The sequence below is a fragment of the Roseovarius sp. A-2 genome (assembly GCF_002072155.1).
Classification (GTDB): domain Bacteria; phylum Pseudomonadota; class Alphaproteobacteria; order Rhodobacterales; family Rhodobacteraceae; genus Roseovarius.
This window is the reverse complement of the sequence record NZ_BDIY01000002.1, coordinates 94,089-119,756: the sequence shown is the minus strand read 5'-3', so window position 1 is coordinate 119,756 and position 25,668 is coordinate 94,089. Positions and strand designations below refer to the sequence as shown.

Annotated in this window: 23 protein-coding genes; 13 read left to right on the top strand and 10 right to left on the bottom strand. The window is 65.6% G+C overall.

What is annotated here, in order from left to right:
- Positions 1–51: 51 nt before the first annotated feature.
- Positions 52–1,200, bottom strand: a complete 1,149-nt coding sequence (carA, locus tag BHD06_RS03885) for a glutamine-hydrolyzing carbamoyl-phosphate synthase small subunit (protein ID WP_080455684.1) — start codon at positions 1,198–1,200, stop codon at positions 52–54.
- 162 nt (positions 1,201–1,362) lie between these two features.
- Between carA and BHD06_RS03880 the strand changes: the two genes are divergently transcribed.
- Complete coding sequence (locus tag BHD06_RS03880) at positions 1,363–1,821, top strand: GatB/YqeY domain-containing protein (RefSeq protein WP_080455683.1); 459 nt, start codon at positions 1,363–1,365, stop codon at positions 1,819–1,821.
- Positions 1,822–1,845: 24 nt separating this feature from the next.
- On the opposite strand, the gene BHD06_RS03875 is transcribed toward BHD06_RS03880, so the two are convergent.
- Entirely contained in the window at positions 1,846–2,433 is a 588-nt protein-coding gene (locus BHD06_RS03875) for a riboflavin synthase (protein WP_080455682.1), read from the bottom strand.
- A 136-nt stretch (positions 2,434–2,569) separates the two neighbouring features.
- On the opposite strand from BHD06_RS03875, the gene BHD06_RS03870 reads away from it, so the two are divergent.
- From BHD06_RS03870 to BHD06_RS03860, 3 genes are all read left to right on the top strand, one after another.
- Complete coding sequence (locus BHD06_RS03870) at positions 2,570–3,862, top strand: capsule biosynthesis protein (protein ID WP_080455681.1); 1,293 nt, start codon at positions 2,570–2,572, stop codon at positions 3,860–3,862.
- A 98-nt stretch (positions 3,863–3,960) separates the two neighbouring features.
- Positions 3,961–5,109, top strand: coding sequence for a polysaccharide biosynthesis/export family protein (locus tag BHD06_RS03865; RefSeq protein ID WP_176214272.1), 1,149 nt, complete (start codon positions 3,961–3,963; stop codon positions 5,107–5,109).
- A 5-nt stretch (positions 5,110–5,114) separates the two neighbouring features.
- On the top strand, positions 5,115–7,121 hold the full coding sequence (locus BHD06_RS03860; RefSeq protein WP_080455680.1) for a capsular polysaccharide biosynthesis protein: 2,007 nt from the start codon (positions 5,115–5,117) through the stop codon (positions 7,119–7,121).
- Between the two features lie 9 nt (positions 7,122–7,130).
- On the opposite strand, the gene BHD06_RS03855 is transcribed toward BHD06_RS03860, so the two are convergent.
- From BHD06_RS03855 to BHD06_RS03820, 8 genes are all read right to left on the bottom strand, one after another.
- Positions 7,131–9,134, bottom strand: coding sequence for an enoyl-CoA hydratase-related protein (locus BHD06_RS03855; RefSeq protein WP_080455679.1), 2,004 nt, complete (start codon positions 9,132–9,134; stop codon positions 7,131–7,133).
- A 73-nt stretch (positions 9,135–9,207) separates the two neighbouring features.
- On the bottom strand, positions 9,208–9,417 hold the full coding sequence (locus tag BHD06_RS03850) for a hypothetical protein (RefSeq protein WP_080455678.1): 210 nt from the start codon (positions 9,415–9,417) through the stop codon (positions 9,208–9,210).
- A gap of 90 nt (positions 9,418–9,507) precedes the next feature.
- A complete protein-coding gene (locus tag BHD06_RS03845; protein WP_080455677.1) occupies positions 9,508–9,834 on the bottom strand; it encodes a TraR/DksA C4-type zinc finger protein in 327 nt (108 codons plus the stop codon).
- 85 nt (positions 9,835–9,919) lie between these two features.
- Positions 9,920–10,927 carry a FliM/FliN family flagellar motor C-terminal domain-containing protein gene (locus tag BHD06_RS03840; RefSeq protein WP_080455676.1) on the bottom strand — a complete coding sequence of 336 codons (1,008 nt, stop codon included), beginning with the start codon at positions 10,925–10,927 and terminating at the stop codon, positions 9,920–9,922.
- Between the two features lie 81 nt (positions 10,928–11,008).
- Positions 11,009–13,693: an ATP-binding protein gene (locus BHD06_RS03835; RefSeq protein ID WP_080455675.1), complete on the bottom strand. Its 2,685-nt coding sequence runs from the start codon at positions 13,691–13,693 to the stop codon at positions 11,009–11,011.
- Positions 13,694–13,966, bottom strand: a complete 273-nt coding sequence (locus BHD06_RS03830; RefSeq protein WP_080455674.1) for a hypothetical protein — start codon at positions 13,964–13,966, stop codon at positions 13,694–13,696.
- Positions 13,963–14,331: a response regulator transcription factor gene (locus BHD06_RS03825; RefSeq protein WP_080455673.1), complete on the bottom strand. Its 369-nt coding sequence runs from the start codon at positions 14,329–14,331 to the stop codon at positions 13,963–13,965. The genes BHD06_RS03830 and BHD06_RS03825 overlap by 4 nt, the downstream gene beginning before the upstream one ends.
- 72 nt (positions 14,332–14,403) lie before the next feature.
- Entirely contained in the window at positions 14,404–15,714 is a 1,311-nt protein-coding gene (locus BHD06_RS03820) for a helix-turn-helix domain-containing protein (RefSeq protein ID WP_080455672.1), read from the bottom strand.
- 219 nt (positions 15,715–15,933) lie between these two features.
- On the opposite strand from BHD06_RS03820, the gene BHD06_RS03815 reads away from it, so the two are divergent.
- The 9 genes from BHD06_RS03815 to BHD06_RS03775 all read left to right on the top strand — a co-directional run bounded on the left by BHD06_RS03815 (position 15,934) and on the right by BHD06_RS03775 (position 25,661).
- Positions 15,934–17,280: a substrate-binding protein gene (locus BHD06_RS03815; RefSeq protein WP_080455671.1), complete on the top strand. Its 1,347-nt coding sequence runs from the start codon at positions 15,934–15,936 to the stop codon at positions 17,278–17,280.
- Between the two features lie 104 nt (positions 17,281–17,384).
- Positions 17,385–18,416 carry a branched-chain amino acid ABC transporter permease gene (locus tag BHD06_RS03810; protein WP_080455670.1) on the top strand — a complete coding sequence of 344 codons (1,032 nt, stop codon included), beginning with the start codon at positions 17,385–17,387 and terminating at the stop codon, positions 18,414–18,416.
- Between the two features lie 4 nt (positions 18,417–18,420).
- A complete protein-coding gene (locus BHD06_RS03805; RefSeq protein WP_080455669.1) occupies positions 18,421–19,623 on the top strand; it encodes a branched-chain amino acid ABC transporter permease in 1,203 nt (400 codons plus the stop codon).
- A 12-nt stretch (positions 19,624–19,635) separates the two neighbouring features.
- Positions 19,636–20,394: an ABC transporter ATP-binding protein gene (locus BHD06_RS03800; RefSeq protein ID WP_080455668.1), complete on the top strand. Its 759-nt coding sequence runs from the start codon at positions 19,636–19,638 to the stop codon at positions 20,392–20,394.
- A gap of 14 nt (positions 20,395–20,408) precedes the next feature.
- Positions 20,409–21,164 (top strand): ABC transporter ATP-binding protein, encoded by a 756-nt coding sequence (locus BHD06_RS03795; protein WP_080455667.1) that lies wholly within the window; start codon positions 20,409–20,411, stop codon positions 21,162–21,164.
- Positions 21,165–21,255: 91 nt separating this feature from the next.
- A complete protein-coding gene (gene acs, locus BHD06_RS03790) occupies positions 21,256–23,205 on the top strand; it encodes an acetate--CoA ligase (RefSeq protein WP_080455666.1) in 1,950 nt (649 codons plus the stop codon).
- A gap of 155 nt (positions 23,206–23,360) precedes the next feature.
- Complete coding sequence (locus BHD06_RS03785) at positions 23,361–24,389, top strand: DMT family transporter (RefSeq protein WP_080455665.1); 1,029 nt, start codon at positions 23,361–23,363, stop codon at positions 24,387–24,389.
- Positions 24,386–25,291, top strand: a complete 906-nt coding sequence (locus BHD06_RS03780) for a DMT family transporter (RefSeq protein WP_080455664.1) — start codon at positions 24,386–24,388, stop codon at positions 25,289–25,291. Before BHD06_RS03785 ends, BHD06_RS03780 begins: the two co-directional genes overlap by 4 nt.
- A 103-nt stretch (positions 25,292–25,394) precedes the next feature.
- Positions 25,395–25,661 (top strand): glucose-6-phosphate isomerase, encoded by a 267-nt coding sequence (locus BHD06_RS03775; protein ID WP_080455663.1) that lies wholly within the window; start codon positions 25,395–25,397, stop codon positions 25,659–25,661.
- Positions 25,662–25,668: the final 7 nt, after the last annotated feature.

Here is a 25,668-nt window from a genome sequence, read left to right as displayed (position 1 = left end):
CGCAAGGTTAAAAATGTTTTAACGAGTCGTTAACAGGGCGTGATTCTCGGCTCAGCCGCGCATCGACGCCGCAAACCGCTCGAACAGATAAAAGCTGTCCTGCGGCCCAGGGCTCGCCTCGGGGTGGTGTTGCACCGAAAACACCGGGCGGTCCTTGATCCGGATGCCGCAATTGGAGCCGTCGAACAGCGAGACATGGGTCTCGGCCACGCCGTCGGGCAGGCTCTGGCCATCGACCGCAAAGCCGTGGTTCATCGAGGTGATCTCGACCTTGCCGGTTTCCAGATCCTTGACCGGATGGTTGGCACCATGGTGGCCGTGGTTCATCTTGACGGTGCGCCCCCCCAGCGCCAACGCCAGCATCTGGTGCCCGAGGCAGATGCCAAAGAGTGGCAGACCACGATCAAGCACGCCCCGGATCATCGGCACCGCATATTCCCCGGTCGCCGCCGGATCGCCCGGGCCATTCGAGAGAAACACACCGTCGGGCGAATGCGCCAGCACATCCTCGGCAGTGGCCGTCGCGGGCAGCACCGTCACCTCGCAGCCCGCACTTGCCAGACAGCGCAGGATATTGCGCTTGGCCCCGTAATCCACCGCCACGACCTTGTGGCGCGCATCTGTCTGACGGGTATAGCCCTCGGGCCAGGCCCACCGCATCTCGTCCCAGCGATAAGACTGCGCGCAGGTTACCTCGCGCGCGAGATCCATGCCCTCCAGCCCGGCAAAGCCGCGCGCCTTGGCAACCAGCGCCCCGGCGTCGAAATTCCCCTCGGGATCATGCGCCAGCGCCACATGCGGCGCGCCCTGCTGCCGGATCGCACGGGTCAGGCGGCGGGTATCGACCCCGCCGATGGCGATCCGCCCGCGCCGCGCGAGCCAGGCGGCCAGATGCTCCTGCGCGCGCCAGTTCGACGGATCGGTCGGGTCCCATTTGACGACCATGCCTGCGGCCACCGGATCGACGGTCTCGTCGTCTTCGGTGTTCACGCCGGTATTGCCGATATGCGGGAAGGTGAAGGTCACGACCTGCCCGGCATAGCTCGGGTCGGTCATGATTTCCTGATAGCCGGTCATCGCGGTGTTGAAACACAGTTCCGCCACCGTCTCGCCCACCGCGCCAAAGCCCTGACCGTAGAACAGCGAGCCATCTGCAAGCGCCAGGCAGGCAGTCGGGCGGGGGCGTGTCGCATGGGCCATCGGGGCAGATCTCCGGTCTGAGCAAATTGGCGCATACCTACGGCTGTGCCCGGGTAGCGTCAAGGGCCGGATCACCTGTCCCCGCAGCCGTCTGACGATTGCCATGGCCGTGGCTTTTGAGTAGCCTTGGCATCTTGTGTAGAGACCATGGGGATGGAACGAATGGAATTGCGCGACCGGGTCAATCAGGCCCTCAAGCAAGCGATGCGAGACAAGGATGCCAGCCGTCTGGCCACCCTGCGCCTGATCAACGCCGCGATCAAGGATCAGGAAATCGCCGGGCGCAGCGCCGATGGCGCGACCACCGTGGGCGATGCCGAGATCATGGCCATCCTCGCCAAGATGACCAAGCAGCGCAACGAGAGCGTGCGCGCCTACGAAGAGGGTGGCCGTCTCGACCTTGCCGAGCGCGAGCGCGCGGAAATCGAGGTGATCGAGGAATTTCTGCCACGTCAGTTGAACGAGGATGAGGTTGCCGCCGCCGTCGAAAAGGCGATCGCCGATGTCGGGGCCAGCTCGATCCGTGACATGGGCAAGATCATGGGCAAGCTGAAAGAGCGCCATGCCGGTCAGATGGATTTCGGCGCGGTCGGCCCGCAGGTCAAGGCCCGGCTAGGCTGAGCCTGCCGGGCACCGTGGCGCGTCTCAGCCCGCTTGGGCCAGTCGCGCCACGTAGCGCGCCAGCGTGTCGATCTCGAGATTGACCATGTCGCCCATACCAACGTCGCCCCAAGTCGTCACCTGCTTGGTGTGGGGGATGAAGTTGATCCCGAACTCGTGTCCCGTCACCTCGTTGACGGTGAGCGAGGTGCCATTCAGCGCGACCGAACCCTTGGGCGCGATGAACCGCGCCAGATCGTCGGGCGCGCGCAGGGTGACACGGGTACTGTCGCCCTCGTCGCGCAGGCCCACCACCTCGGCCAGACCGTCGACATGGCCCGACACGATATGGCCGCCCAACTCGTCGCCCACCTTCAGCGCGCGTTCGAGATTGACGCGCTTGCCCTCCGCCCAGGTCGACAGGTTGGTCTTCGAGACCGTCTCGGCGGAGATATCCACATCGAACCAGTCCGGCCCCAGCCCGACCACCGTCAGGCACACCCCGTCGCAGGCGATCGAGGCCCCGATCTCGATCCGGGCGGTGTCATAGGCCGTGCCGATGCGGGCGCGCATGTCGCCGCGTTGCTCGACGGCCCGAACGCGGCCGGTATCGGTGATGATCCCTGTGAACATGTGCGGCACTCCCTTGATCTGCCCCGGACCTAGACCCGCGCAGCGGCCAAGACAAGCCACCCCGACACACGGGGCTTATTTTCGCCAGAATTTCACGCTATCAGGATGCAAAAGCGACGTGAGGAAAGAGTAGACCATGTCAGGGCCGACCGGCGAGCATCGCGCCTTCCTGTTCCTGCAAGGGCCACATGGGCCGTTCTTTTCCCGGCTGGGCGAGATGCTGCGCAGGACGGGGGCACAGGTCTGGCGGGTGGGCTTCAACGCGGGCGACAGCACATTCTGGCGCGACGCGGCTCATTACATCCCCTATCGCGGTCCGGCAGAGGATTGGCCCGACCGGTTTCGCGCGCTGCTCCGGGACAAGGTGATCACCGATATCGTGCTCTATGGCGACACCCGCCCGATCCATGCCCAGGCGGTCGAGATCGCGCGTGCGGCGGGGCTCACGGTGCATGTTTTCGAGGAAGGCTACATGCGCCCCTATTGGGTGACCTACGAGCGCGGCGGCACCAACGGCAATTCCCGCCTGATGGAGATGAGCGTCCCCGAGATGCGCGCGGCGCTGGCGCAATCCGACATGGATACCGCCATGCCCCCGGCAAGCTGGGGCGACATGCGCCAGCACATCTTTTACGGCGCGCTCTATCACGGGTTGGTGCTGTTCCTGAACCGTGGCTATCGCGGCTTTCGCCCGCATCGCGCACTCGGCGTGGGGCAGGAATTCGCGCTCTATCTCAAGCGGCTGCTGCTGATGCCCGCGCAGGCCATCGACCGGCGCATCGCCACGCGACGCATCCGCACCGGCGGCTTTCCCTATCACGTGGTGCTCTTGCAGCTGGAACATGACGCCTCGTTTCAGGCGCATTCGCCGTTCTCGTCGATGACCGAGTTTCTGGAGACGGTGATCGACGGCTTTGCCAAGGGCGCGCCGCCGCATCATCACCTGGTGATCAAGGCGCATCCGCTTGAGGACGGGCGCGCGCCCATTCGCGCCACGCTGCGGCGACTGGTCGCGACACACGAGCTGCGAGGCCGGGTGCATTACCTGCGCGGCGGCAAGCTGGCGCGGTTGCTCGACGAGGCGCGCACGGCGGTCACCGTCAATTCCACTGCCGCGCAACAGGTGCTCTGGCGCGGCATTCCGCTGCGCACCTTCGGGCAGGCCGTCTATGCCAAACCGCAATTCGTCTCGACCAAGCCGCTGCGCGATTTCTTCGCCGGGGCCGAGCGGCCCGACCGGCGCGCCTATGCCGACTACCGCCGCTTCCTGCTGGAAACCAGCCAGATCGCGGGCGGGTTCTATTCGGCGCGCGGGCGTCGTCAGGTGCTGCGGCAGGTGGTCGACATGATGCTGTCGCCCGATGATCCCTATGACGCGCTGAGCCGGGGCACCGCGGCTCCAAGGCAACAGTTGCGCCTCGTTCCGTGACGCAACGGCACGGAAAAGCTGGATTTTCGAATGTAACTCCGGTAACTTGACAAAAAAAGACCCGAGGCAGAACAAAAACAGGTCGAGGAGACCGAGCAGTGATATCCCGACAAACCCGATGGGCGAAGCCCGTCGCGCTTCTGGCGATCGTGTCGATCTTGGCCGGATGCGCCCTGCCCCGCGTGGGCCCCAACAAGAGCGAAATCTACGCAGGTTCAGTGCAGCGACAGGGCGATGCCTTTGTCGTAGCGGTCAATGACCGGGTCACGCGCGTGACCTCTGTGCAACCCGCGCTTGGTTTTACCGAAGACTTCAAGAATGCCGGGCTTCTCGGATCCGACATCATCAGCCCCGGCGACACGCTCGGCCTGACCATCTGGGAGAACGTCGATGACGGGCTGCTGGCCGGAGAGGCCACCAACCAGACCATCCTCGAAGAGGTTCAGGTCGATGGCTCGGGCTTCATCTTCGTGCCTTACGCGGGTCGCATCAAGGCCGCGGGCAATACGCCCGAGGGCGTGCGCCGGGTGATCACCGAAAAGCTCGACCAGCAAACCCCGGACCCGCAGGTCGAGGTGCGCCGCGTGGCGGGCGACGGCTCGACCGTGTCGATCAGCGGCGCGGTCACCGGGCAGGGCGTCTACCCGATCGAGGCGCCCACGCGCACGCTTTCGGCGATGATCGCGGCGGCGGGCGGCATAGCGATCGAGCCGGAAGTGGCGCAGATCACCGTCATTCGCGGCGATCACCGCGCCAAGGTCTGGTTCCAGGACCTGTTCAAGAACCCGCAATTCGACATCGCGCTGCGCGGCGGCGACCGGATCCTCGTGGAATCCGACACCCGCGCCTATACCGCGCTCGGGGCCACCGGCACACAGGCGCGCGTGACCTTCGAGACCCAGACCCTCAGCGCGCTCGAAGGGCTCGCACAGGTCGGCGGCCTGACCACCTCCGCCGCCGATCCGACCGGCGTTTTCGTGCTGCGCAACGAACCCGCCGACATCGCCAATCAGGTGCTTGGCCGCGACGATCTGCTGGGCGCGCAGCGACTGGTCTACGTACTCGACCTCACCCAGCCCAACGGCATGTTCCTCGCGCGCGATTTCGCGATCCGCGACGATGACACGCTCTACGTGACCGAGGCCCCCTTCACGCAATGGTCCAAGGTCATTGCGGCGCTCACCGGCACACTGGGCGCGGTCGGCTCGATCTCGACCGCATCGAGCACCCTGTCCGGGGACTTTTGACGCCAATGCAGGCGCGTGATCCCGCCGGGGAGGGTGATCCCCCCCGGCGGGTTTTCTATTTCAACGCCGGGTTTCTGCGGCAGGCGCGGCTGCGGCGCATCCTGTCTCTGGCGGGGCTCGATCTGCGCCTTGGCCGTCCGACGGCGGACGATCTGATCGCAGTCTGGGGCCGCAGCCCCTATGCCACGCGTGGCGAAGCGATGGCGGCGCGCACCGGCGCGGGGCTCGTCCGGGTCGAAGACGCCTTCCTGCGCTCGCTCTTTCCCGGGCGCGCGGGCAGCCCGCCGCTCGGTCTGGTGATCGACCGGCGCGGCATATATTTCGACGCGGGCGCACCCTCGGATCTGGAGCATCTGCTGGCCACGCATCCGCTCGACGACACCGCGCTGATGGACCGCGCGCGCGGCTGTATCGCGCGGCTGCAAGAGGCGCATCTGTCGAAATATACCGGCTTCGATCCAGAGACCCCCTGCCCCGATCCCGGTTATGTGCTGGTGATCGACCAAACCCGGAATGATGCCTCGGTCACCCATGGCGGGGCGGATGCCAACACGTTTCGCGAAATGCTCTACTGGGCGCAGGAGGAGAACCCCGGCGCGCCGATCCTGATCAAGACTCATCCCGAGACGGCGCAGGGCCATCGCGCGGGCTATTTCTCAGCCGCCGACGAGAACGGCCGCATCCGGCTGTTTTCAGATCCGGTCAGCCCCTGGGCGCTGATGGAGGGGGCCATCGCAGTCTATTGCGTCACCTCGCAACTGGGGTTCGAGGCGATCTATGCGGGCCATCGCCCGCAGGTCTTCGGCCAGCCGTTCTATGCCGGCTGGGGCCTGACCGAGGATCGCCACCCGCAGGCCCTGCCCCGCCGGGGCCGCCCGCTGAGCAAGGCGCAGCTTTTCGCGGGCGCGATACTGCTCTATCCCACCTGGTACGATCCGCATCGCGACCGGCTCTGCGAGGCCGAGACCGCAATCGAGGCGCTCGCCGCCGAGACCCGTGCCTGGCGCGAGGATCGTCACGGCTGGTCCGCACATGGCATGCGCCTGTGGAAACGCGCACCGATGCAGCGGTTTTTCGGGCGCTACCAAAGGCTCGACTTTGCGCCAAAAGCAAAGGCCCGCCGCCCGGCCATGGCCTGGGCGTCGCAGGCGGGGCCCGAAGGTGCGGTGCGGGTCGAGGACGGCTTCCTGCGCTCACGCGGGCTCGGGGCCGATCTGGTGCCGCCCCTGTCGCTGGTGCTCGACGATCTGGGGATTTACTACGATCCCAGCCGCGCAAGCCGCCTGGAACGCCTGATCGCCACGCGCGCCAGCCTGCGCCCCGATCAGCAGCGCCGCGCCGAGGCGCTGATCACGGCGCTCACCCGGCACGGGCTAAGCAAATACAACCTGGGGGCCGCCGCCCCCGACCTGCCGCCGGGCCATCGCATCCTGGTGCCCGGTCAGGTCGAGGACGATGCCTCGATCCGGCTGGGCGCGGGCGCGATCCACACCAACCTCGCCCTGCTGCAAAAGGCGCGCGCCGGAAACCCCGGCGCGGTGATCCTCTACAAGCCGCATCCGGATGTCGAAGCCGGGCTGCGCCCCGGCGCGGTTGACGCGGAGGAGCTGCGCGATCTCGCCGATGCGGTCGTCCGGATGAGCGACCCCGCCGCCCTGCTGGATGAGGTGCAGGAGGTCTGGACCATGACCTCGCTTCTGGGTTTCGAGGCGCTCTTGCGCGGGGTCGCCGTGACCACCACAGGCGCGCCCTTTTATGCGGGCTGGGGCCTGACCCGCGATCTCGGCGCGGTGCCGCCGCGCCGCCGGGCGCGGCCCACGCTGGCCGGGCTGGTGCATGCCGCCCTGATCGACTATCCGCGCTATTTCGACCCCGTCACCGGCACCGCCTGCCCGGTCGAGGTGGTGGTGGACCGGCTGGCGCATGGCCCGCTGCCGCGCGCCGGACGCGGCAACCGCCTTCTGGCCAAGCTACAGGGCGCGCTTGCGACCCACGCCCATCTCTGGCGATAACTCCGCGCCTCACCCGGCGCGCACGGTCTCGCGCGCGGCCCCGGCCCGGCTGAAATAGCCCTCGCCCAGCTTGACCCGCTCCACGATGCCCGGACGCGGTGACCAGAGCGGCGGGGCCATCGGCGAGAGTGCCTTCATGTCCTTGAGCACCGCCATCAGCCCGCGCTGATCGGCATGGCAGAGCGGCCCACCGCGTCTGCGCGCATAGCCCAAGCCGCAGACCATGATCACATCGAGATCCGAGGCCCGCTGCACCGCCCCCGCCGCAAGCAGGCGCTCGGCGGCATTGACCAGCGCGGCATGTAGCGCATGGCGCGGCGTCACCCCGCCAGGCAACGCCACCTCTTCTGCCCCGGCGAATTCGCGCGGCGCGCGCGGCCCGTCGGGCGGGTGATCGTAAAAGCCGCGCCCGACTGCACGCCCCGCCGCGCCCTTGTCGATCCGGTCGGCCAGCGGGGCCAGAACATCGCCGGGCAGGCCCAGGATATCGGCCACCCGGTGCAGCCGTGGCGCGACCTCCGCCAGCCCGTCCTCGTCCATCGCCAGGAACGGCCCCGTGCGCAGCCCGAGACGCTGTGCCGCCGCGTCGATGCGTGGCGGCGCAAGACCCGCGCGCATCAATTGCAGCGCCGCAAGGCGCAGCGCGCCGTCCATGACATGACCCAGCCCTGGCCCAGCCTCGGGGCGCGCGGCGCGCACCACCGTCACCCGCAGCGCCGCCATCAGCCGCGCGAGGCTGGCCACGGTATCGGCCTCGCCAGACTGATCCTCTAGCACGCCGATCTCGGCGCAGCGCGATGTCGCCACCGGCGGAAAGAGCCGCAGACCAACACCCGGCCCGGCAAAGCCCGCGCCCATGTCGAGCCGCGCGAAAAGCCCCGGCCCGGCCGCCGCTCCCTCGGTCGCCAGCCACAGGTCGGCGCGGCGCTCGGCATCCGCGCCGCTCAGCCGGGCCAGCCAGTCGTCGCGCGCCTCGGCCCGCATCTGACCGCGCGCAACCCGCGCATCGAGCGTCCGGCGCAGCGCGGCGGGCAGGTTGGGATCGTCCGACCAGACCGTGCGCCCGCCCGCCAGAAGCATCAACGCAACCTCGCCCAAGCCGCGCCCCGACAGCGCCACGCGCGCAATCTCGCGCACCTGACCCCGGCGCAATTCCGGCAGCCCCGCCGCCCGGCGCTCGGCGGCATAGACATGGCGCTGCGCGCGTGCTTCGGGACTGCGCAAACGCTCCTCGAAGAGCACAGCCTCGAACGCGCAGCCCTGCGCCGCAGGCAAAAGTTGCGCCGCCTCGACCGCGCGCAGGATATCCGCCGCCGCACCCGTCTGCCCCGACATCCTGGCGCGCACCGCCGCAATCGCCCGCTGATAGCCTACCGGGTCCGAAAAACCGCGCGTCGCCTCAGACGCGCGTGGCCAGCGGCCCGCCTCCGCCAGCCGTGCAGCCAGCGCGCGCGCGGCGCCCTCGGGAGGATCCTCGGTGATCTGGTCGAAAAGGCGCCGCAAGCGCGGATCGTCGGCCCGCGCCGACTGACCCGAAAGCATGAATTCCAACGCCGCCTGCGCGCCGACGAGGCGCGGCAAGCGTTGCGTCACCCCCGCCCCCGGCATCATGCCAAGCCCGATCTCTGGCAGGGCGAGCCGGGTCGCGGCCTGTGCCACCCGGCCATGCGCCGCCAGCGCCAGCGCCAGCGCCGCGCCCAGCACCGAGCCGTGCAGCGCCGCCACGACCGGTTTGGCAAAGCCTTCGATCCGGTCGCAGAGTTCCGCCATCGAGGGCGGCACGCCCGGCGCATCGTATTCGGTCAGATCGACGCCCGAGGAAAAGCCGACCCCGGCCCCGGCCAGCACCACCGCGCGGCAGCTTTCATCAGCCGCCACCGCATCAAGCGCGGCCAGCAGCGCCGCGCGCAGGTCGGGCGAGAGCGCGTTGGCCACCGGGCGATCAAGCCGCAGAACGGCGATGCCCTCGCTCTGCTCTGTCTGAATCGTGCCGCTCACACCCAATCCGCCCATGCTGAATGACCATTGGGGCAATTACTACGAAGAATCGCCCCATACGCAAGCGCGGGCAGGGTGCAGCGGGCGTTCAGACCGGCATATTGTCGAATTCGGCCTCGATCGCCTCGCTCAGCAGGGTCTGATGCAATTGCTTGACGCGCGGCGGGACGGCCTGCCCCTCGGCACGCAGATGCGCGATCGCCCGGCGCAACTGCGGCTCATGCCGGTAGCGGGTCTCGGGCTCATCCTGACCGACGAGGGTCTGGATCCGGTCAAGTTCGGCGGTGACGTTGATCATGACATTCCTCCCTGATGGAAAACAACCATAGCGGGTTTTTCCCGTGCCGCCCAGTGATAGCTCCACCGCGCGACAGAATTGTGAATGCTGTCACGACGTCTGCGCGGCGCATGCCCGACAAAGCGGCGTTTCTGGCAGCACGTCGAGCCGGTCGGCCGAAATCTGCTCACCGCAGGAGGTGCAGATCCCGAAGGTGCCCGCGCGTAGGCGACCCAGCGCCGCGCGGATTCGCGCGACCTCCTCCTCGCCGGTCCGGCCCAGCCGTTCAAGCACCTCGTCGCCCTCACGCTCGACGGCACGCTCTTCCCAGTCGCGCGATTTCGGGGCGTCAAGCTCGGTCTCAATGGCGTGCAACCGCCCGTCGAGCATCTTGAGTCGCTGCATCAGCGCTTCGCGATATGTCGATTTATCCAGCATGATTGATCCTCCGCACTTTGGGCCATCTTAGCGGATGCGCAGGCGGCGGGCCTTGACCCATATCAATCCCGACCGGAAGGCAGGGTCATGCGTCCTGCCGGTCCTGTGTCGCGGGGGCTGTGCCGAGGGCCTTGTCGGCGGCCTTCGCGGAGGGCGGTTTGGCAAGGCTTTGTTCAGGAGGCTCCGGCGCAACGGCCATCTCGGGCAAGGGCGCGGCGGCGGAGGACACCAGGCGCAGCGCGCGCCAGCCATTGAGTTGCCCCAGCCGCGCCTCGGCCACCAGATGCGCGCCCGCCCCGGTCAATTGGATCGCGCCCAGGCTTTCGGGGGTGAGCGGCAGCACCTGCCCGACGCTCAGCGCGCAGGCCTCGCGCAGCGGCAGGCTGATCCGCGCCATCACCGCGTCGAGCACCACCGGAGCGCCCAGCGCCACATCGCTCATCCGGGCGTGCGCGGCGCGCGTGCCCGGCCCTTTTTCGTCGGGTGCGTTCGGCGGTACGGCGCGCCGCGCGGGCATCAGCAGATCGAGCCGCCCGGTCCGCACCCCCGGCCCCAGATCAGCGGTCACCCGGTAGAGATCGAACTCCGGCGCATCGAGCGCGAGGCCCAGCGCGCGCAGATCCTCCATCCGGTCGCCAAAGCGAAAGCCGCGCGGCACATAGCCTTCGACCCCGGCGGTCATCTCCGCGTCGATCCCGTCAAGCAGGGCATCGACCAGCGGCGCCACCATCGCCGCATCGGTGCGCGTTGCGCGCCGCGCCGGGGCCACACCGGGCCGCACCGTGCCGGTGGTCTGCACCTCGATCAGCGCGGCCATCATCTGCGAATCGAGCACCACCGCCCCGCGCGCGCCACCCGCGCCATCGAGCAGCAGGATCAGCCCCTCGTCCGACACGGTCTCGACCAACAGCCCGAGACTCAGGCGGCGCTGTTCGACCGTGGCCACGGTCAGCGCCAGATCGAACAGCGTATCGGCGGCCCGCGCCAGCGACAGGCGCAGCGCCTTGGCCGGCGACATCGCCCGCGCGTCTGAGCCGTCGCGCGCCGCGCGGGCCTTGCGGTGGATGATCGAAGCTGTGTGTTGGGCTGTCATGGCGCGCGCTGTCCCTCCGTCGCGCCATCCTAGGCCCCGCGTGGTTACGATTCCCTTACCGCACAACCGGTGCGCGACCACTTACTGCGCCGCCATGCGCCGCGCCTGCGGCAGGCTCACGCGGAACGCCGCGCCGGTCTGCCCGGGCAGATAGCTCACCGACCCGCCCAGCCGCGCCATGATCTCGCGGCAGATCGCAAGACCCAGCCCCGCTCCACCGGCCTTTGTCTCGCCGATACGCGAGAATTTCTCGAAGATCACCGCCTGTTTCTCGGGCGGAATGCCAGACCCGTTATCGGTGAAATCGACAACCACGTGCCCGTCGGCCACGCGCGCCCGGATGGTCAGCACCGGCGGTGCGCCGTCACAATATTTGCGCGCGTTGGCGATCAGGTTGATGAAGACCTGCGCCAGCCGGTCAAGGTCCGACGTCAGTTCCACCGCCTCGGATGCGCGGTCGCGCTCGACCGTGAGGCCGCTGTCATTCACCCCCGCCGCCCGTTCGGCGCGGTCGAGCAGATCCGACAACAGGCCGGTCTGCGTGTTCAGCACCACCTGCCCGTTCTCCAGCACGCTCAGATCCAGCAGATCATCCAGCAGCCGGGTCAGCCGCACCGCCTCGTCATGAATGATCGAGGCATATTTGCTTTGCTCATCCGCCGTCAGGTCGCCGGTATCGCGCAGGATCTCCGAAAACGCGCGGATCGAGGTCATCGGCGTGCGCAGCTCATGGCTGATCTGGCTGAGAAACCCGTCCTTCTGCACCGACAATTGGGTCAGTTTCTCGTTGGCCTGCCGCAACTGCCGCGCGGTGCGCGCCAGTTCCTGGCTCTTGGCCTCCAACTGGCTGGAATATTCCATGATCTGCGCGGTCTCGTCGGCCACCGCCATCAGATCCTCGACGGAAACGGCAGCCCCGCCGACAATCTGGCTGATCATCGCATGCGCCGCCGCAGCCCCCACCGATCCCGAGAGCGCGCGCTCCAGCTCTTGCAGGAAATCGGGGCTGGGTTCGGGCAGGTAGCCCGCCACGCCCTGTCGCCCGGCGGCGGCGGCAAAGAGCGCCTGCGCCTCACTCGCGCCCATGATGCGCTGTGACATGATCAGCAGGTCCTCGCTCTGCGCCATGCCCCCGGTCCAGCCGCCGGGCGTGCCGGAATGGTCGAACACATTGACGAATTGCGCGCCCTGTAACCGCTCCAGAGGTTGCGGAAAGCTCAGGAGCGAACCTGCCACGAAGACGCCGGTATTGAGCAGCATCGACCACATCACCGCATGCAGCACCGGGTCCATCCCCTCGGCCCCGAAGAGCGCGTAGGGCCGCAGCCAGGCCAGTCCCCATAGCCCATGATCGAACAACCTCTGCGGCAGGATGAGCGACGGGCCAAAGCTGGGCAGGAAGAGACAATAAAGCCAAAGCGTCGCCCCCACGCTCAGCCCCAGAAGCGCACCCGTCCGCGTGGCCCCGCGCCAAAACAGCCCGCCCATCAGCGCGGGCAGGAACTGCGCCACCCCGACAAAGGCGATAAGGCCGATGGCCGCCAGCGCCGTGCCGCCCCCCGACAGCCGGAAATAGAGATAGCCGAGAAACACCGCCCCCGCGATGCTCAGCCGCCTTGCCAGAAGCGCCACGTTGCGCACATCGCCCGACACCATCGCCGCGCCGCCCGAGAAATGCAGCCAAAGAGGCATCACCACATGGTTCGACACCATGGTCGACAGCGCGATGGCCGCCACGATCACCATAGAGGTGGCGCTTGAGAACCCGCCCAGAAAGGACAGGATCGCCAGGCCGTCGCGCCCGTCCATCAGCGGCAGGGTCAAAACGAAGAGATCCGGATTGGCCCCCTCGGGCATCATGTCGAGCCCGACCGCGGCAATCGGCACCACGAAGAGACTCATCAGCATCAGATAGGCCGGAAAGGCCCAGGCCGCGGTGCGCAGGTGGTCCTCATCCTCGTTCTCGACCACCATGACCTGAAACATCCGCGGCAGGCAAAGGCAGGCCGCCGCCGAAACCATGGTCAGCCCAATCCAGCGCGCGCCCGACACCTCGAATTGTGCGATGGACGACGCCTCGATCCGATCCAGCGTGCCCGCGATTCCGCCCGCCAGCCCCCAGACCACGAAGATGCCCACCGCCAGCAGCGCACACAGCTTGACCACCGCCTCCATCGCGATGGCCATGACCACCCCGTGATGACGCTCGTTGGCATCGAGATTGCGGGTGCCGAACAGAATCGTGAACAGCGCCAGCCCCATCGCCACCCATAGCGCGGTGGACTGCATGTCGGGCAAGGTGGTGGCGGCAAGATCGGTCTCGGCGAAGGCGGCAAAGGACAGCGTCACCGATTGCAGTTGCAGCGCGATATAGGGCGTGGTCGCCACCACCGCCAGCACCGTCACCAGAACCGCCAGCAGGTTCGACTTGCCATAGCGCGACGAAATCAGATCGGCGATCGAGGTGATGCGCTGACTGCGTCCGATCCGGACCAGACGCCGCAATGTCCACCACCAGCCGATCATCACCAGCGTCGGGCCCAAATAGATTGTCACGAATTCGAGCCCCGACCGCGCGGCGAACCCGACCGCGCCGTAGAAAGTCCAAGCGGTACAGTAGATCGACAGCGACAGCGTGTAAACGATGGGCGAGCGTAGCCAACTGCCCCGGCCCTGCAACGCCGCCCGATCCGCGCCAAAGGCCACCGCAAAGAGCAGCACAACATAGAATACGCAGACAAGGACGAGAACGTTGAGGATCGCCATTCAGCCCTCCTCGCCGCCCGCGGCACCCTCGTCTGCGTCACCGGCGCGCAAATGGCGCGAGATCACGCCCGAGATCACCACCAGAACGGCCCACAGCCCGAAGATATAGAACATCGTCTCGGCCGTGCCTGGCAGGGTCGCGCCCCCCTTCCACAACAGAGGCAAGCAAAACAGAACGCCGCCCAGCACCGGCAAGAGCCGCGCGCCATCGGCGAGGCGGCGGCGGCGATACGTGCGCCGCGCCAGAAAGACCGGGCCGTGCTCGGGGCTCATGCCCCCACCAGATCGCGCACCGCGGCCAGCACATCGGCATTGGAAAACGGCTTGGTCATGTATTGGCTGGCCCCCGCCTTCTCGGCCATCTCGCGATCCTTCATCTGACCGCGTGCCGTCAGCATCAGAACCGGTGTCTCCGCGAATTCCGCGTCACCACGGATCTCGGCCAATATGTCAAAACCGCTCTTGCCCGGCAGCATCACGTCGAGAATGATCAGGTCCGGCGTGCGCAGGCGCACCGTCTCCATCGCGTCATGCCCGTTGGAATGGGTCTTCACCTCCCATCCATCCCGCGACAGGATAAAGCTTACGGCCTCAATTATATTCGGCTCATCCTCGATCAGCAGAACCTTTTTTTTCATGCAACCGGCCTCCCCTCCGATGCGTGCGTGGGCGGACGCACCGCGCAACTATTCCCAATCTCGGGCCGCAAGTCAAAAGCCCTCTGCGATGATCGACGGCTCGCGCCGCGCCACGCAGTTCTTGACCGGGCAAATCCGGCAACTCACGCCCAGAGGGCGCACCTCTTCCGCCGCTCCGCCCGGATCGGGCAATAGCAGCATATGCGCCTGCATTAATGCGGGCCGATCAAAGGCCGCAGGGGCCGCCAGACCGGCGACCGCCAGCGCGCCCACGACCTCGCCGCCGCGCCCCACCTGACGCACCCGGGCGCGCAGCGGCACCTGCGGCTGCGCCATCACCTGATAAAGCGGCCAGAGCGCGCAGGCCCCGGCCAGACGCGGCATGTCGAACCCGTCAATCGGCTTGCGAAACACCAGCGTCCCCGAGGCGTCGCAGATCACCAGCCCGACCGGCCCCACCTCGGCTTCGGGCAATGTGGCAAGCCTGCGAAACACCTGCACCATCTCTGCACCGGTCGCCTCGGCCAGCCGGTCTGGCTGCAACCCGATGGTGCGGACCCGGGCCAGAAACTGCCCGAATGGCAAGGCCTGCGCATCCTCCAGATAGCGCAACAACACCTCGCGGGTGAGGCTCTGCGCCGGGCTGGACATCGCCTGCCCGGCCTCGCCCGCCAACAGGCGCGTCACCTCGCGCGGCCCGGCAATGTCGCGCTCCAGTTCCTCGAAATGATAGCCGCGCGCGGCGAGATAGGCGTGCATCTCGTCCTGCGGCGATTGCACCTCGGCATCGCGGTTGGGCGCGCCTTCCAGATACTTGACCAGCGCCTGTGCGCCCTCGGTCAGCCGCGCGCTGTCCTCGTTTATATTACGATGAAACCGCGCCTGCCACTCGGGCTCCAGCGCTTCGGTTTCCACCAAAATGGACGAGGTCGAGCGAATGGCCGTGACCGACGAAATCACCTCATGCAGCGAATCCGCAAGAAACGGATCATGCGCCAGACGGTCAGTCAGCGTCTCGACCGTGCGCTCCAGGCCTTGCGTGCGTCGATACAGGTCGGTGAGCAAGCCTGCCCAGCCCGGAAAGCGCCCGACAAACGCCTCTATCCGGCTCAGTTCAGGGCTATCGGTGCCCGGCTCTCCGGCCGCCTCGCGCAGCGCCGAAATCAATGTCGCCTCGGCCCCTTCGGACAGAACAGACGGCTCCACCTCCAGCGCCTGCGCCAGCTTCAGCAGCGTCTTGCCGCCGATTCTGCGGCGGTTATGCTCGATCAGGTTGAGGTAGGAGGGCGAAATTCCCGCCTGTTTAGCAAGCTCCGACTGCCGTATACCAATGAGCACCCGCCGCTCGCGGATTCGTGTGCCGATCATGAGCCGTTCCGGCATCTGATTTTTCCTTGCCATGAACTGGACTTGCCGCAACTGCGCGAGAATTTTTTTACAACATTAACACCAAACCTGTCTACAAATTTACAAAAAAATTGTTCTGCGAAAACCAGTTGTTGCGTAATTTTCTAAGCGCCCCGCATACTTGAACCGCACACTTGTGCTCAGGGGAGGCGCAAGAGGAGGCCCTTCCCGCGATTTAAATAATGGGAGGAATCCATGTCCAAATCGAACCTGACGCGTCGGGGTCTGATCAAGACCAGCGCCATCGCCGGGGCCGGCGTCGCGCTGCCCACGATCTTTACCGCGTCGAGCGCCGCAGCCTTCACCAACGAGCCCACCGGCGGCTCGGTGACGCTCGGCTTCAACGTGCCGCAGACCGGTCCCTACGCCGATGAGGGCGCGGACGAGCTGCGCGCCTATGAGCTTGCGGTCGAGCACCTCAACGGTGGCGGCGACGGCGGCATGATGAACACCTTCAGCTCCAAGGCGCTGCAAGGCAACGGCATCATGGGCAAGAAGGTCGAGTATGTGACCGGCGACACCCAGACCAAATCCGACGCCGCGCGCGCATCGGCCAAATCGATGATCGAAAAAGACAGCGCGATCATGATCACCGGCGGTTCGTCCTCGGGCGTGGCCGTGGCCGTTCAGGGCCTCTGCCAAGAGGCTGGCGTGATCTTCATGGCGGGTCTCACGCACTCCAACGACACCACCGGCAAGGACAAGAAGGCCAACGGCTTCCGCCACTTCTTCAACGCCTACATGTCGGGTGCCGCTCTGGCACCGGTGCTCCAGAGCCTCTACGGCTCGGACCGCAAAGCCTATCACCTGACCGCCGACTACACCTGGGGCTGGACACAGGAAGAGTCGATCGTCGCCTCCACCGAGTCGCTGGGCTGGGAGACCGTCAACACGGTCAAGACCCCGCTCGCCGCGACCGACTTCTCGTCCTACATCGCGCCGGTGCTGAACTCGGGCGCCGATGTTCTGGTCCTGAACCACTACGGCGGAAACATGGTCAACTCGCTGACCAATGCGGTGCAGTTCGGCCTGCGCGACAAGCAGGTGAACGGCAAGAACTTCGAGATCGTCGTGCCGCTCTACTCGCGCCTGATGGCACGTGGTGCCGGCGAGAACGTGAAGGGCATTCACGGCTCGACGAACTGGCACTGGTCGCTGCAGGATGACGCGTCAAAGGCCTTCGTCAAATCCTTCGGCGAGAAATACGGCTTCCCGCCCAGCCAGGCGGCGCACACCTGCTACGTGCAAACCCTGCTCTATGCGGATGCCGTCACCCGTGCCGGCAGCTTCAACCCCTGCGCGGTGGCAGAGGCCCTCGAAGGCTTCGAGTTCGACGGCATGGGTAACGGCAAGACGCTCTATCGTGCCGAGGATCACCAGTGCTTCAAGGACGTGCTCGTTGTGCGCGGGAAAGAGAACCCGACCAGCGAATTCGACCTTCTCGAAGTGGTCGAAGTCACACCCGCCGCACAGGTCACCTACGAACCCGATCACCCGATGTTCGCCGGTGGCGAGCTTGGGGCCTGCAACCCGGGCGCGTGATCTGACGTGACTGACCGGCCGCGCGCCCGCTGCGCGCGGCCGACTCCCTTGGCGGTTCGCTTTCGCAAAAGGCCACCATCGCCTCTAACCCATGGGTGGGAACAATGGACGCAATCATTCTTCAAATTCTCAACGGGCTCGACAAGGGCTCGGCCTATGCGCTGATCGCGCTTGGCCTGACGCTGATTTTCGGCACGCTCGGAGTCGTCAATTTCGCCCATGGCGCACTGTTCATGATCGGCGCGTTCTGCGCCGTCACACTGTCACGTATCCTCAATCTCAGCTACGAGACCATCGACCCGAACAAGACCGACTTTCTCGGCAACCCCGCCAAGGTCAAGACCACCTATGTCGAGGACTGGCTTGGCCCCGAGATGGGCGGTGCAATCATCGACTGGGCGGTGCCGCTCGCGATCCTGTTCTCGATCCCGGTCATGATCGCTATCGGTTTCATAATGGAACGCGGGCTGATCAAGCATTTCTACAAGCGCCCGCATGCCGATCAAATCCTCGTGACCTTCGGCCTTGCCATCGTGCTTCAGGAAATCATCAAATATTTCTACGGGGCCAACCCGATCCCCACCGGCGCGCCCGAAGTCTTCCGCGGCTCTTTCGATTTCGGGGTGATGCTGGGCTTCGATCCCAATGCGATCATCTACCCCTACTGGCGCCTGGTCTATTTCGCCTTTGCCGCCGTGATCATCGGGGGCGTCTTCGCCTTCCTGCAATTCACCACTTTCGGAATGGTGGTCCGCGCCGGCATGGCCGACCGCGAGACGGTGCAGCTTCTGGGTATCAATATCGACAAGCGTTTCACCATCATGTTCGGCATCGCCGCCGCCGTGGCCGGACTCGCCGGGGTAATGTACGCGCCGATCAACTCTCCGAATTATCACATGGGCATGGATTTCCTGGTGCTGAGCTTTGTGGTCGTCGTCGTCGGCGGCATGGGCTCGCTGCCGGGTGCGGTGCTTGCGGGCTTCCTATTGGGCGTGCTCGAAAGCTTTGCCTCGATGAACGAAATCAAGTCGATCCTTCCCGGAATCGACCAGATCATCATCTACCTCGTGGCCATCATCATTCTGCTGACCCGTCCGCGGGGCCTGATGGGCCGCAAAGGCGTGATGGAGGAATAAGACAATGCTCGGACTGAACAAAAGAGACTTCTCGCTGCTGCTCATCGTCGCCGTCCTGGCACTCTGCGCGCCCTTCATCCTCAACCCATTCCCGGCCGACAGCGCCATGGCACAGTTCAACGCGGGCTACCCGGACCTGATGCAGCGTTTCGCGATCTACGGGATCTTCGCGATCGGCTTCAACATCCTGTTCGGCCTGACCGGCTATCTCAGCTTCGGTCACGCCGCATTCCTCGGGGTGGGCAGCTACTCTGCGGTTTGGATGTTCAAGCTGCTCAGCATGAATGTCATCCCCGCGATCCTGCTCAGCGTGGTCGTGGCGGGGCTCTTTTCGCTGCTGATCGGTTTCATCTCGCTGCGCCGCTCGGGCATCTACTTCTCGATCCTGACACTGGCCTTTGCGCAGATGAGCTTCAACCTTGCCTATTCGGTCCTGACCCCGATCACCAATGGCGAGACCGGCCTGCAACTGACCCTTGACGATCCGCGCATCCTCGGCGTCAGCCGCACCGAGGACGGCTCCATCCCGGTCACCAACCTGTTCGGCATCGAGATGCGCGAATTCACGACGCTCAACTTCGGCAACTGGTCGTTCGACATCTCGGCAGGCTACTATCTCTGCGCGGTCCTGATGCTGCTCAGCTTCTACATCGCGATCCGCATCTTCCGTTCGCCGTTTGGCATGATGCTTCGCGCGATCAAGTCGAACAACACGCGGATGACCTATACCGGCCTGAACGCGCGGCCCTATGCGCTCGCGGCCTTCGTGATCTCGGGCATGTATGCCGGGCTTGCAGGCGGGCTTCTGGCCTCGATGGATCCACTGGCAGGCGCCGAGCGCATGCAATGGACGGCATCAGGCGAGGTCGTGCTGATGACCATCCTCGGCGGCGCTGGTACGTTGATCGGCCCGGTTCTGGGCGCGGGGTTCATCAAGTATTTCGAGAACATCTTCTCAAAGATCAACGACGGCGTGCTGCATAGCTGGTTCAGCTTCATGCCCGACGGGATCGAAAACCTGATGGTAACACTCGTGCACCCCTTCGTCGGCAAGGGCTGGCACCTCACGCTCGGGCTGCTGTTCATGCTCGTCGTGATCTTCCTGCCCGGTGGCCTTGTCGAGGGTGGTCAGCGCATCGCACGGCTTTTCCGCCGCAAGAAACCGGATGACGCCAAGAAATCCACTCAATCCACCCCAGCCGAATAAGGAGCGCAGGACATGGGCATTCTCGAAGTCAAGAACGTCAACAAGCGCTTCGGCGGGTTGCAGGCGTTGGGGGACGTGAACCTCAGCGTCGCGGAAAACAGCGTGCATGCGATCATCGGGCCGAACGGGGCGGGCAAATCCACGCTGCTCAACTGTCTGATCGGCAAGCTCATCCCGGATACCGGCTCGGTCATGTTCCAGGGCCAGTCGGTGCTGGGGCGCAAACCCTACGAGATCAACCAGATGGGCATTTCCCGGGTGTTCCAGACGCCGGAAATCTTCGGTGATCTGACGGTGCAGGAAAACATGATGATCCCGATCTTCGCCAAGCGCGACGGCGTGTTCCGGATGCATGCGCTTGAAAGCTCGCTGAACGAGAAAGAGATCATTGATCAGGCCGAGGCGATGCTTGAAGACCTCAACCTCCAGGATCAGCGCCACATGCAGTCCGCCTCGATGTCGCGCGGCAACAAGCGGCGTCTGGAAATCGGCATGTGCCTCGCGCAAACCCCGAAACTGCTGCTGCTCGACGAGCCGACAGCGGGCATGGCGCGGGCCGATACCAACAATACCATCGACCTCTTGAAACAGATCAAGGACGAGCGCGACATCACCATCGCGATCATCGAGCATGACATGCATGTCGTGTTCTCCCTCGCCGAACGGATCACCGTGCTGGCGCAGGGCAGCCCGCTGGTCGAGGACACCCCCGAAAACATCAAGGGCCATCCCAAGGTGCGCGAAGCGTATCTTGGCGAAACGGCGGCCTGACAGGAGCGCGGATCATGAACGTCAAACCCGACTTTTCCAAAGGCAGGAACTACGCCGAAACCGCCCCCGCTTTCCTCTCGGTGTGGAACATGGAGAGCTATTACGGCGAGAGCTACATCGTCCAGAACATCTCGTTCAACGTCCACGAGGGCGAGATCCTGGCACTTCTGGGCCGCAACGGAGCCGGCAAGACCACGACCCTGCGCTCGATTGCCCGGATGGACAGCCCGCAGGTCACGCATGGCGAAATCTGGCTCGACCATCAGCCGCTGCACAACATGAAAAGCCACGAGGCGGCGGCGGCGGGCATCGGCCTTGTGCCCGAAGATCGCTGCATTATCTCCGGCCTCACGGTCGAGGAAAACCTGCAACTGGCACAGATCGCGCCGCCCATCGGCTGGTCGCTCGACCGCCTCTACGAGTTGTTCCCGCGGTTGGCCGAGCGCCGCAAGCAAGAGGGTACGACGCTTTCAGGCGGCGAACAGCAGATGCTCGCCGTGGCCCGCGCGCTGGCCCGCGACATCAAGGTGCTGCTGCTGGACGAGCCCTATGAGGGTCTCGCCCCGGTGATCGTCGACGAGATCGAGAAAACCCTGCGCATCATCAAGGAGCAGGGCATCACTACCATCCTCGTCGAACAGAACGCCGTGCGCGCACTGGAGCTTGCCGACCGTGCGGTGATCCTTGACACCGGCGGGATCGTGTTTGACGGTACGGCAGCGGAAGTCCTCGATAACGAGGACCTCCGCGCCGAATATCTGGCCATCTGAGGCCGAATCGCCCGCCCTTGGCTGTTTCTCCCCGGAACGAACGGGGCGGGCCCGAATTTCTATCGACCGCAGACAGTAAGGGTTTGTTCAAATGTCCGACACCACCTATCCCCCCTCCGCAGAGTTCGCGGCGAACGCCCATGTGGACGCCGCGAAATACAAGGAAATGTATGCCGCCTCGGTCACTGATCCGGTGACATTCTGGGGCGAGCATGGCAAGCGGATCGACTGGATCAAGCCCTACACCCGCGTCAAGGACGTGAATTACGACTTCGGCAATGTCTCGATCAAGTGGTTCGATGACGGCACGCTCAATGTCGCCGCCAACTGCATCGACCGCCATCTCGAGGCGCGCGGCGACCGCACCGCCATCATCTGGGAGCCGGACAACCCCGAGGATGCGGCGCAGCACATCACCTATCGCGATTTGTACGAGAACACCTGCCGCATGGCCAATGTCCTCAAGGATATGGGTGTGGGGCGCGGCGACCGCGTGGTGCTCTACCTGCCGATGATCCCCGAGGCGGCCTATGCGATGCTCGCCTGTGCCCGGATCGGGGCCATTCATTCCATCGTTTTCGCGGGCTTCTCGCCCGACGCGCTCTCGGCGCGGATCAACGGCTGTCAGGCCAAGGTCGTCATCACCGCCGACGAGGCCCCGCGCGGCGGGCGCAAGACGGCGCTCAAATCCAACACCGACGCGGCCCTCTTGCATTGCTCGGACAAGGTGAAATGCCTCGTCGTCAAGCATACCGGCGGTCAGACCACATGGATCGAGGGGCGCGACCACGACTACAACGCGCTGGCCGGCGAGGCCGCAGCCGATTGCCCGCCCGAGGAAATGAACGCCGAGGATCCGCTCTTCATCCTCTACACATCCGGCTCCACTGGCCAGCCCAAGGGCGTGGTGCACACCTCCGGCGGTTATCTCGTCTATGCGGCGATGACGCAGGAACTGGTGTTCGACTACCACGAGGGCGACGTGTTCTGGTGCACCGCCGATGTCGGTTGGGTCACCGGTCACAGCTATATCGTCTACGGCCCGCTGGCCAATGGCGCGACCACGCTGATGTTCGAGGGCGTGCCGACCTACCCCGACGCAAGCCGCTTCTGGCAGGTCTGCGAAAAGCACAAGGTCAACCAATTCTACACCGCCCCCACCGCGATCCGCGCGCTGATGGGTCAGGGCACCGAGTATGTCAGCAAAAGCGATCTGTCGTCGCTCAAGCTGCTGGGCACCGTGGGCGAGCCGATCAACCCCGAGGCGTGGAACTGGTACAACGACAATGTCGGCCAAGGCCGCTGTCCCATCGTCGACACCTGGTGGCAGACTGAAACCGGCGGTCACCTGCTGACCCCCCTGCCGGGTGCCATCGCCACCAAGCCCGGCAGCGCGACGCTGCCTTTCTTCGGCATCGAGCCGGTGGTGCTGGAGCCCGAATCGGGCAAGGAAATCACCGACACCGAAGCGTCGGGTGTGCTCGCCCTCAAGGACAGCTGGCCCGGTCAGATGCGCACCGTCTGGGGCGATCACGAACGGTTCGAGGCGACATATTTCCAGCAATACAAGGGCTATTACTTCTCCGGCGACGGCTGCAAGCGCGACGCCGACGGCTATTACTGGATCACCGGGCGCGTCGATGACGTGATCAACGTCTCGGGCCACCGGATGGGCACGGCGGAGGTCGAATCCGCCCTCGTGGCGCATGCCAAGGTCGCCGAGGCGGCGGTGGTGGGTTATCCGCACGACATCAAGGGGCAAGGCATCTACGCCTATGTCACCCTGATGAACGACGTGGAGCCGACCGAGGAGTTGCGCAAGGAACTGGAAACCTGGGTCCGCACGGAAATCGGCCCGATTGCCAAGCCCGACCTCATCCAATGGGCCCCCGGCCTGCCGAAAACCCGCTCCGGCAAGATCATGCGCCGCATCCTGCGCAAGATTGCCGAGGATGATTACGGCGCGCTCGGCGACACCTCGACCCTGGCCGATCCGGGCGTCGTGGACGAGTTGATCGAGAACCGGATGAATCGCGGCTGACACAGTTTTCGGTGCCGAGTACCGCCCCGCAGGCCCTAGCCTGCGGGGTTTTTCTTGGTTTTGTCGCTATCGGACATGAAAGTCGCAATCGGCTTCTGTAACCCGACCATAGTGGCCACCGCGCCCACCTCCGACAGACCAATGAAAGACCGCTTATGGCGATGTTGTCCGCGCATCCCGCCCCGGTGCCGTCCCGTGCGCTTCAGGGCATTCTCTGTGTCGAAATCGGCATGCTGCTCTTTGTCGGGCAGGATGCAATGATGAAATCTCTGCTCGCCATCTACCCGGTCTGGATGCTGATCTTTGTCCGCTCCGTGGTGACGGTGCTGGTGCTGACGCCGCTGATCCTCTGGCTCGGTGGGCCGCACCGGTTACTGACCCCGCTCTGGCCGCTGCACATGGCGCGCGCTTTCCTCTTCGCCTCCGGCTTCTCCATGTTTTATGCGGCGTTCCCGTTCATGGGGCTGGCGGAGGTCTCGACCATCTTCTTCTCCGCCCCGCTGATCACCGCGCTTTTCGCCGCGCTCTTTCTGGGTGAGACCATCGGTGTGCACCGGACGGCGGCGCTGGTGGTCGGCTTTGTCGGCGTGCTCATCGCGATGAACCCGGCGGGCGAGAATTTCTCATGGGTCGCGATCCTGCCGTTTTTCTGCGCCGTCACCTACGCGCTGTCGCAGATCATCGCGCGGCGCATCGGCGAGCGCGAAAGCACGCTCACCGTGGGGCTCTACACGCTCAGCTTTGCTGGGCTGATGATACTGCCGATGGGCTGGGCCGTGTCGCATGTCCTGCCGCTGACACCTGCCACCCACCACCTGCGGTGGGACATGTCTGTGGCCAGCGCGGACGCGCTGCCGCAACTGGCGCTCCTGGGCCTTGTCGGCATGGCGGGCTACATGCTGCTGTCGCGCGCTTATCAGATCGCCAATGCCTCGTTGATCGCGCCCTTCGACTATACCTACCTGCCCTTCGCCGCCGTGCTGGCCTATCTGCTCTGGGATGAACGCCCGGCGCTGAGCACGCTGGCGGGCATGACGCTGATCATCGGCGCGGGGCTGTACCTTGGCTGGCGCGAATTGCGCGCGGCGCAGCGCAGCGACGACACACCCTACACCGCCGAGGCGATCTTTGCCCCCGGCAGCCCCCTGCCAGCACAGATGTCCGAGGACGAGGCGCTCAAATGACCCTCGCCGCCACCCTGCCCGAGCGCGACCTGCGCGGCTATATGCCTGTATTCTTCGCGGGTGTGCTGTGGTCCACGGTGGGCCTAGGCATCCGCCTGATCGACGAGGCACAGGTCTGGCAGATCCTGTTCTACCGCTCGATCTCGATGAGCCTGCTGCTCTTCGTCGTGATCCGCCTGCGCACGGGCCGAAACCCGATCACCCTTGCGCTGCGCATGGGCTGGCCGGGAGTGATCGGCGGGCTGTCGCTGGTCGCAGCCTATACGGGGGGCATCTATTCGGTACAGACCACCTCGGTCGCCAACGCGATGATGCTTTTCGCGTCGGCCCCGCTGATGGCGGCCATTCTCGGCCGCCTGATCCTGCGCGAGAGCGTCCGGCCCGCCACATGGGTCGCTATCGCCGTGGCCGGCATCGGCATCGCGATCATGGTCTGGGACAAATCCTCTGGTGCGGCGCTCAAGGGCAATCTCGCCGCAATCGGCTCGGCCCTTGGCTTTGCCTGCTTCACCATCACGCTCCGCTGGGGCAAGGCCACCGAGATGATGCCGGCTGTCTTTCTCTCGGGCCTCTTCGCGATTGTCATCATGGGCGCGACCTGCGCGGCGCTCGGGCTCGGCTTCGCGCTCTCGCCCAATGATACCGGGATATCACTCGGCATGGGGGTGTTTCAGGTCGGGGCGGGGCTTATCCTCTACACCATCGGGTCGAAAACCGTGCCCGCCGCAGAGCTGACCCTGCTGTCGCTGGCCGAGGTGGTGCTGGGCCCGGTCTGGGTCTGGCTGGTGCTGGGCGAGACCGCGACACCCAACACGCTGATCGGCGGCGCGGTGCTGCTGACGGCCATCGCGGGCAACGCGCTCTCGGGTGCGCGGCGCAGACCGCCGCCGCCGATGGTCTGATCCCGCCTGTCGGCAATCCCTTGCCGAGGCGCGTTTTTCCTTTGGAATGAACCGCTCTATCCTGCGTTAGCTTCTGTAAAACCAACCCAGAGAGGACACCATCATGACACGCAACCTGATCCTTGCCAGTCTCGCCAGCCTGACCCTTGCGGGATGCATCGACACCACGGACAACCGCGAACTGACCGGTGCCGCGCTCGGCGCGGGTGCCGGGCTGCTCGGCGCGGCGGCGTTCGACGCCAATGCCGGCTGGACCGTGCTCTCGACCCTGGCAGGTGCCGCCGCCGGCACTCTGATCGCGCGCAACACCCGCACCGACCAATGCGCCTATTCAAACGGCGACGGCACCTACCGCACAGTACCCTGTTGATCGGGGG

Coding starts and splice junctions, on each gene's coding strand:
- BHD06_RS03780 (WP_080455664.1), top strand. CDS start 24,386: ATGACCCTCGCCGCCACCCTGCCCGAGCGCGACCTGCGCGGCTATATG.
- BHD06_RS03880 (WP_080455683.1), top strand. CDS start 1,363: ATGGAATTGCGCGACCGGGTCAATCAGGCCCTCAAGCAAGCGATGCGA.
- BHD06_RS03855 (WP_080455679.1), bottom strand. CDS start 9,134: ATGGGCGGATTGGGTGTGAGCGGCACGATTCAGACAGAGCAGAGCGAG.
- carA (WP_080455684.1), bottom strand. CDS start 1,200: ATGGCCCATGCGACACGCCCCCGCCCGACTGCCTGCCTGGCGCTTGCA.
- BHD06_RS03850 (WP_080455678.1), bottom strand. CDS start 9,417: ATGATCAACGTCACCGCCGAACTTGACCGGATCCAGACCCTCGTCGGT.
- BHD06_RS03815 (WP_080455671.1), top strand. CDS start 15,934: ATGTCCAAATCGAACCTGACGCGTCGGGGTCTGATCAAGACCAGCGCC.
- BHD06_RS03875 (WP_080455682.1), bottom strand. CDS start 2,433: ATGTTCACAGGGATCATCACCGATACCGGCCGCGTTCGGGCCGTCGAG.
- BHD06_RS03820 (WP_080455672.1), bottom strand. CDS start 15,714: ATGCCGGAACGGCTCATGATCGGCACACGAATCCGCGAGCGGCGGGTG.
- BHD06_RS03795 (WP_080455667.1), top strand. CDS start 20,409: ATGAACGTCAAACCCGACTTTTCCAAAGGCAGGAACTACGCCGAAACC.
- BHD06_RS03840 (WP_080455676.1), bottom strand. CDS start 10,927: ATGACAGCCCAACACACAGCTTCGATCATCCACCGCAAGGCCCGCGCG.
- BHD06_RS03785 (WP_080455665.1), top strand. CDS start 23,361: ATGGCGATGTTGTCCGCGCATCCCGCCCCGGTGCCGTCCCGTGCGCTT.
- BHD06_RS03860 (WP_080455680.1), top strand. CDS start 5,115: ATGCAGGCGCGTGATCCCGCCGGGGAGGGTGATCCCCCCCGGCGGGTT.
- BHD06_RS03870 (WP_080455681.1), top strand. CDS start 2,570: ATGTCAGGGCCGACCGGCGAGCATCGCGCCTTCCTGTTCCTGCAAGGG.
- BHD06_RS03810 (WP_080455670.1), top strand. CDS start 17,385: ATGGACGCAATCATTCTTCAAATTCTCAACGGGCTCGACAAGGGCTCG.
- BHD06_RS03775 (WP_080455663.1), top strand. CDS start 25,395: ATGACACGCAACCTGATCCTTGCCAGTCTCGCCAGCCTGACCCTTGCG.
- BHD06_RS03800 (WP_080455668.1), top strand. CDS start 19,636: ATGGGCATTCTCGAAGTCAAGAACGTCAACAAGCGCTTCGGCGGGTTG.
- BHD06_RS03835 (WP_080455675.1), bottom strand. CDS start 13,693: ATGGCGATCCTCAACGTTCTCGTCCTTGTCTGCGTATTCTATGTTGTG.
- BHD06_RS03805 (WP_080455669.1), top strand. CDS start 18,421: ATGCTCGGACTGAACAAAAGAGACTTCTCGCTGCTGCTCATCGTCGCC.
- BHD06_RS03825 (WP_080455673.1), bottom strand. CDS start 14,331: ATGAAAAAAAAGGTTCTGCTGATCGAGGATGAGCCGAATATAATTGAG.
- BHD06_RS03845 (WP_080455677.1), bottom strand. CDS start 9,834: ATGCTGGATAAATCGACATATCGCGAAGCGCTGATGCAGCGACTCAAG.
- acs (WP_080455666.1), top strand. CDS start 21,256: ATGTCCGACACCACCTATCCCCCCTCCGCAGAGTTCGCGGCGAACGCC.
- BHD06_RS03830 (WP_080455674.1), bottom strand. CDS start 13,966: ATGAGCCCCGAGCACGGCCCGGTCTTTCTGGCGCGGCGCACGTATCGC.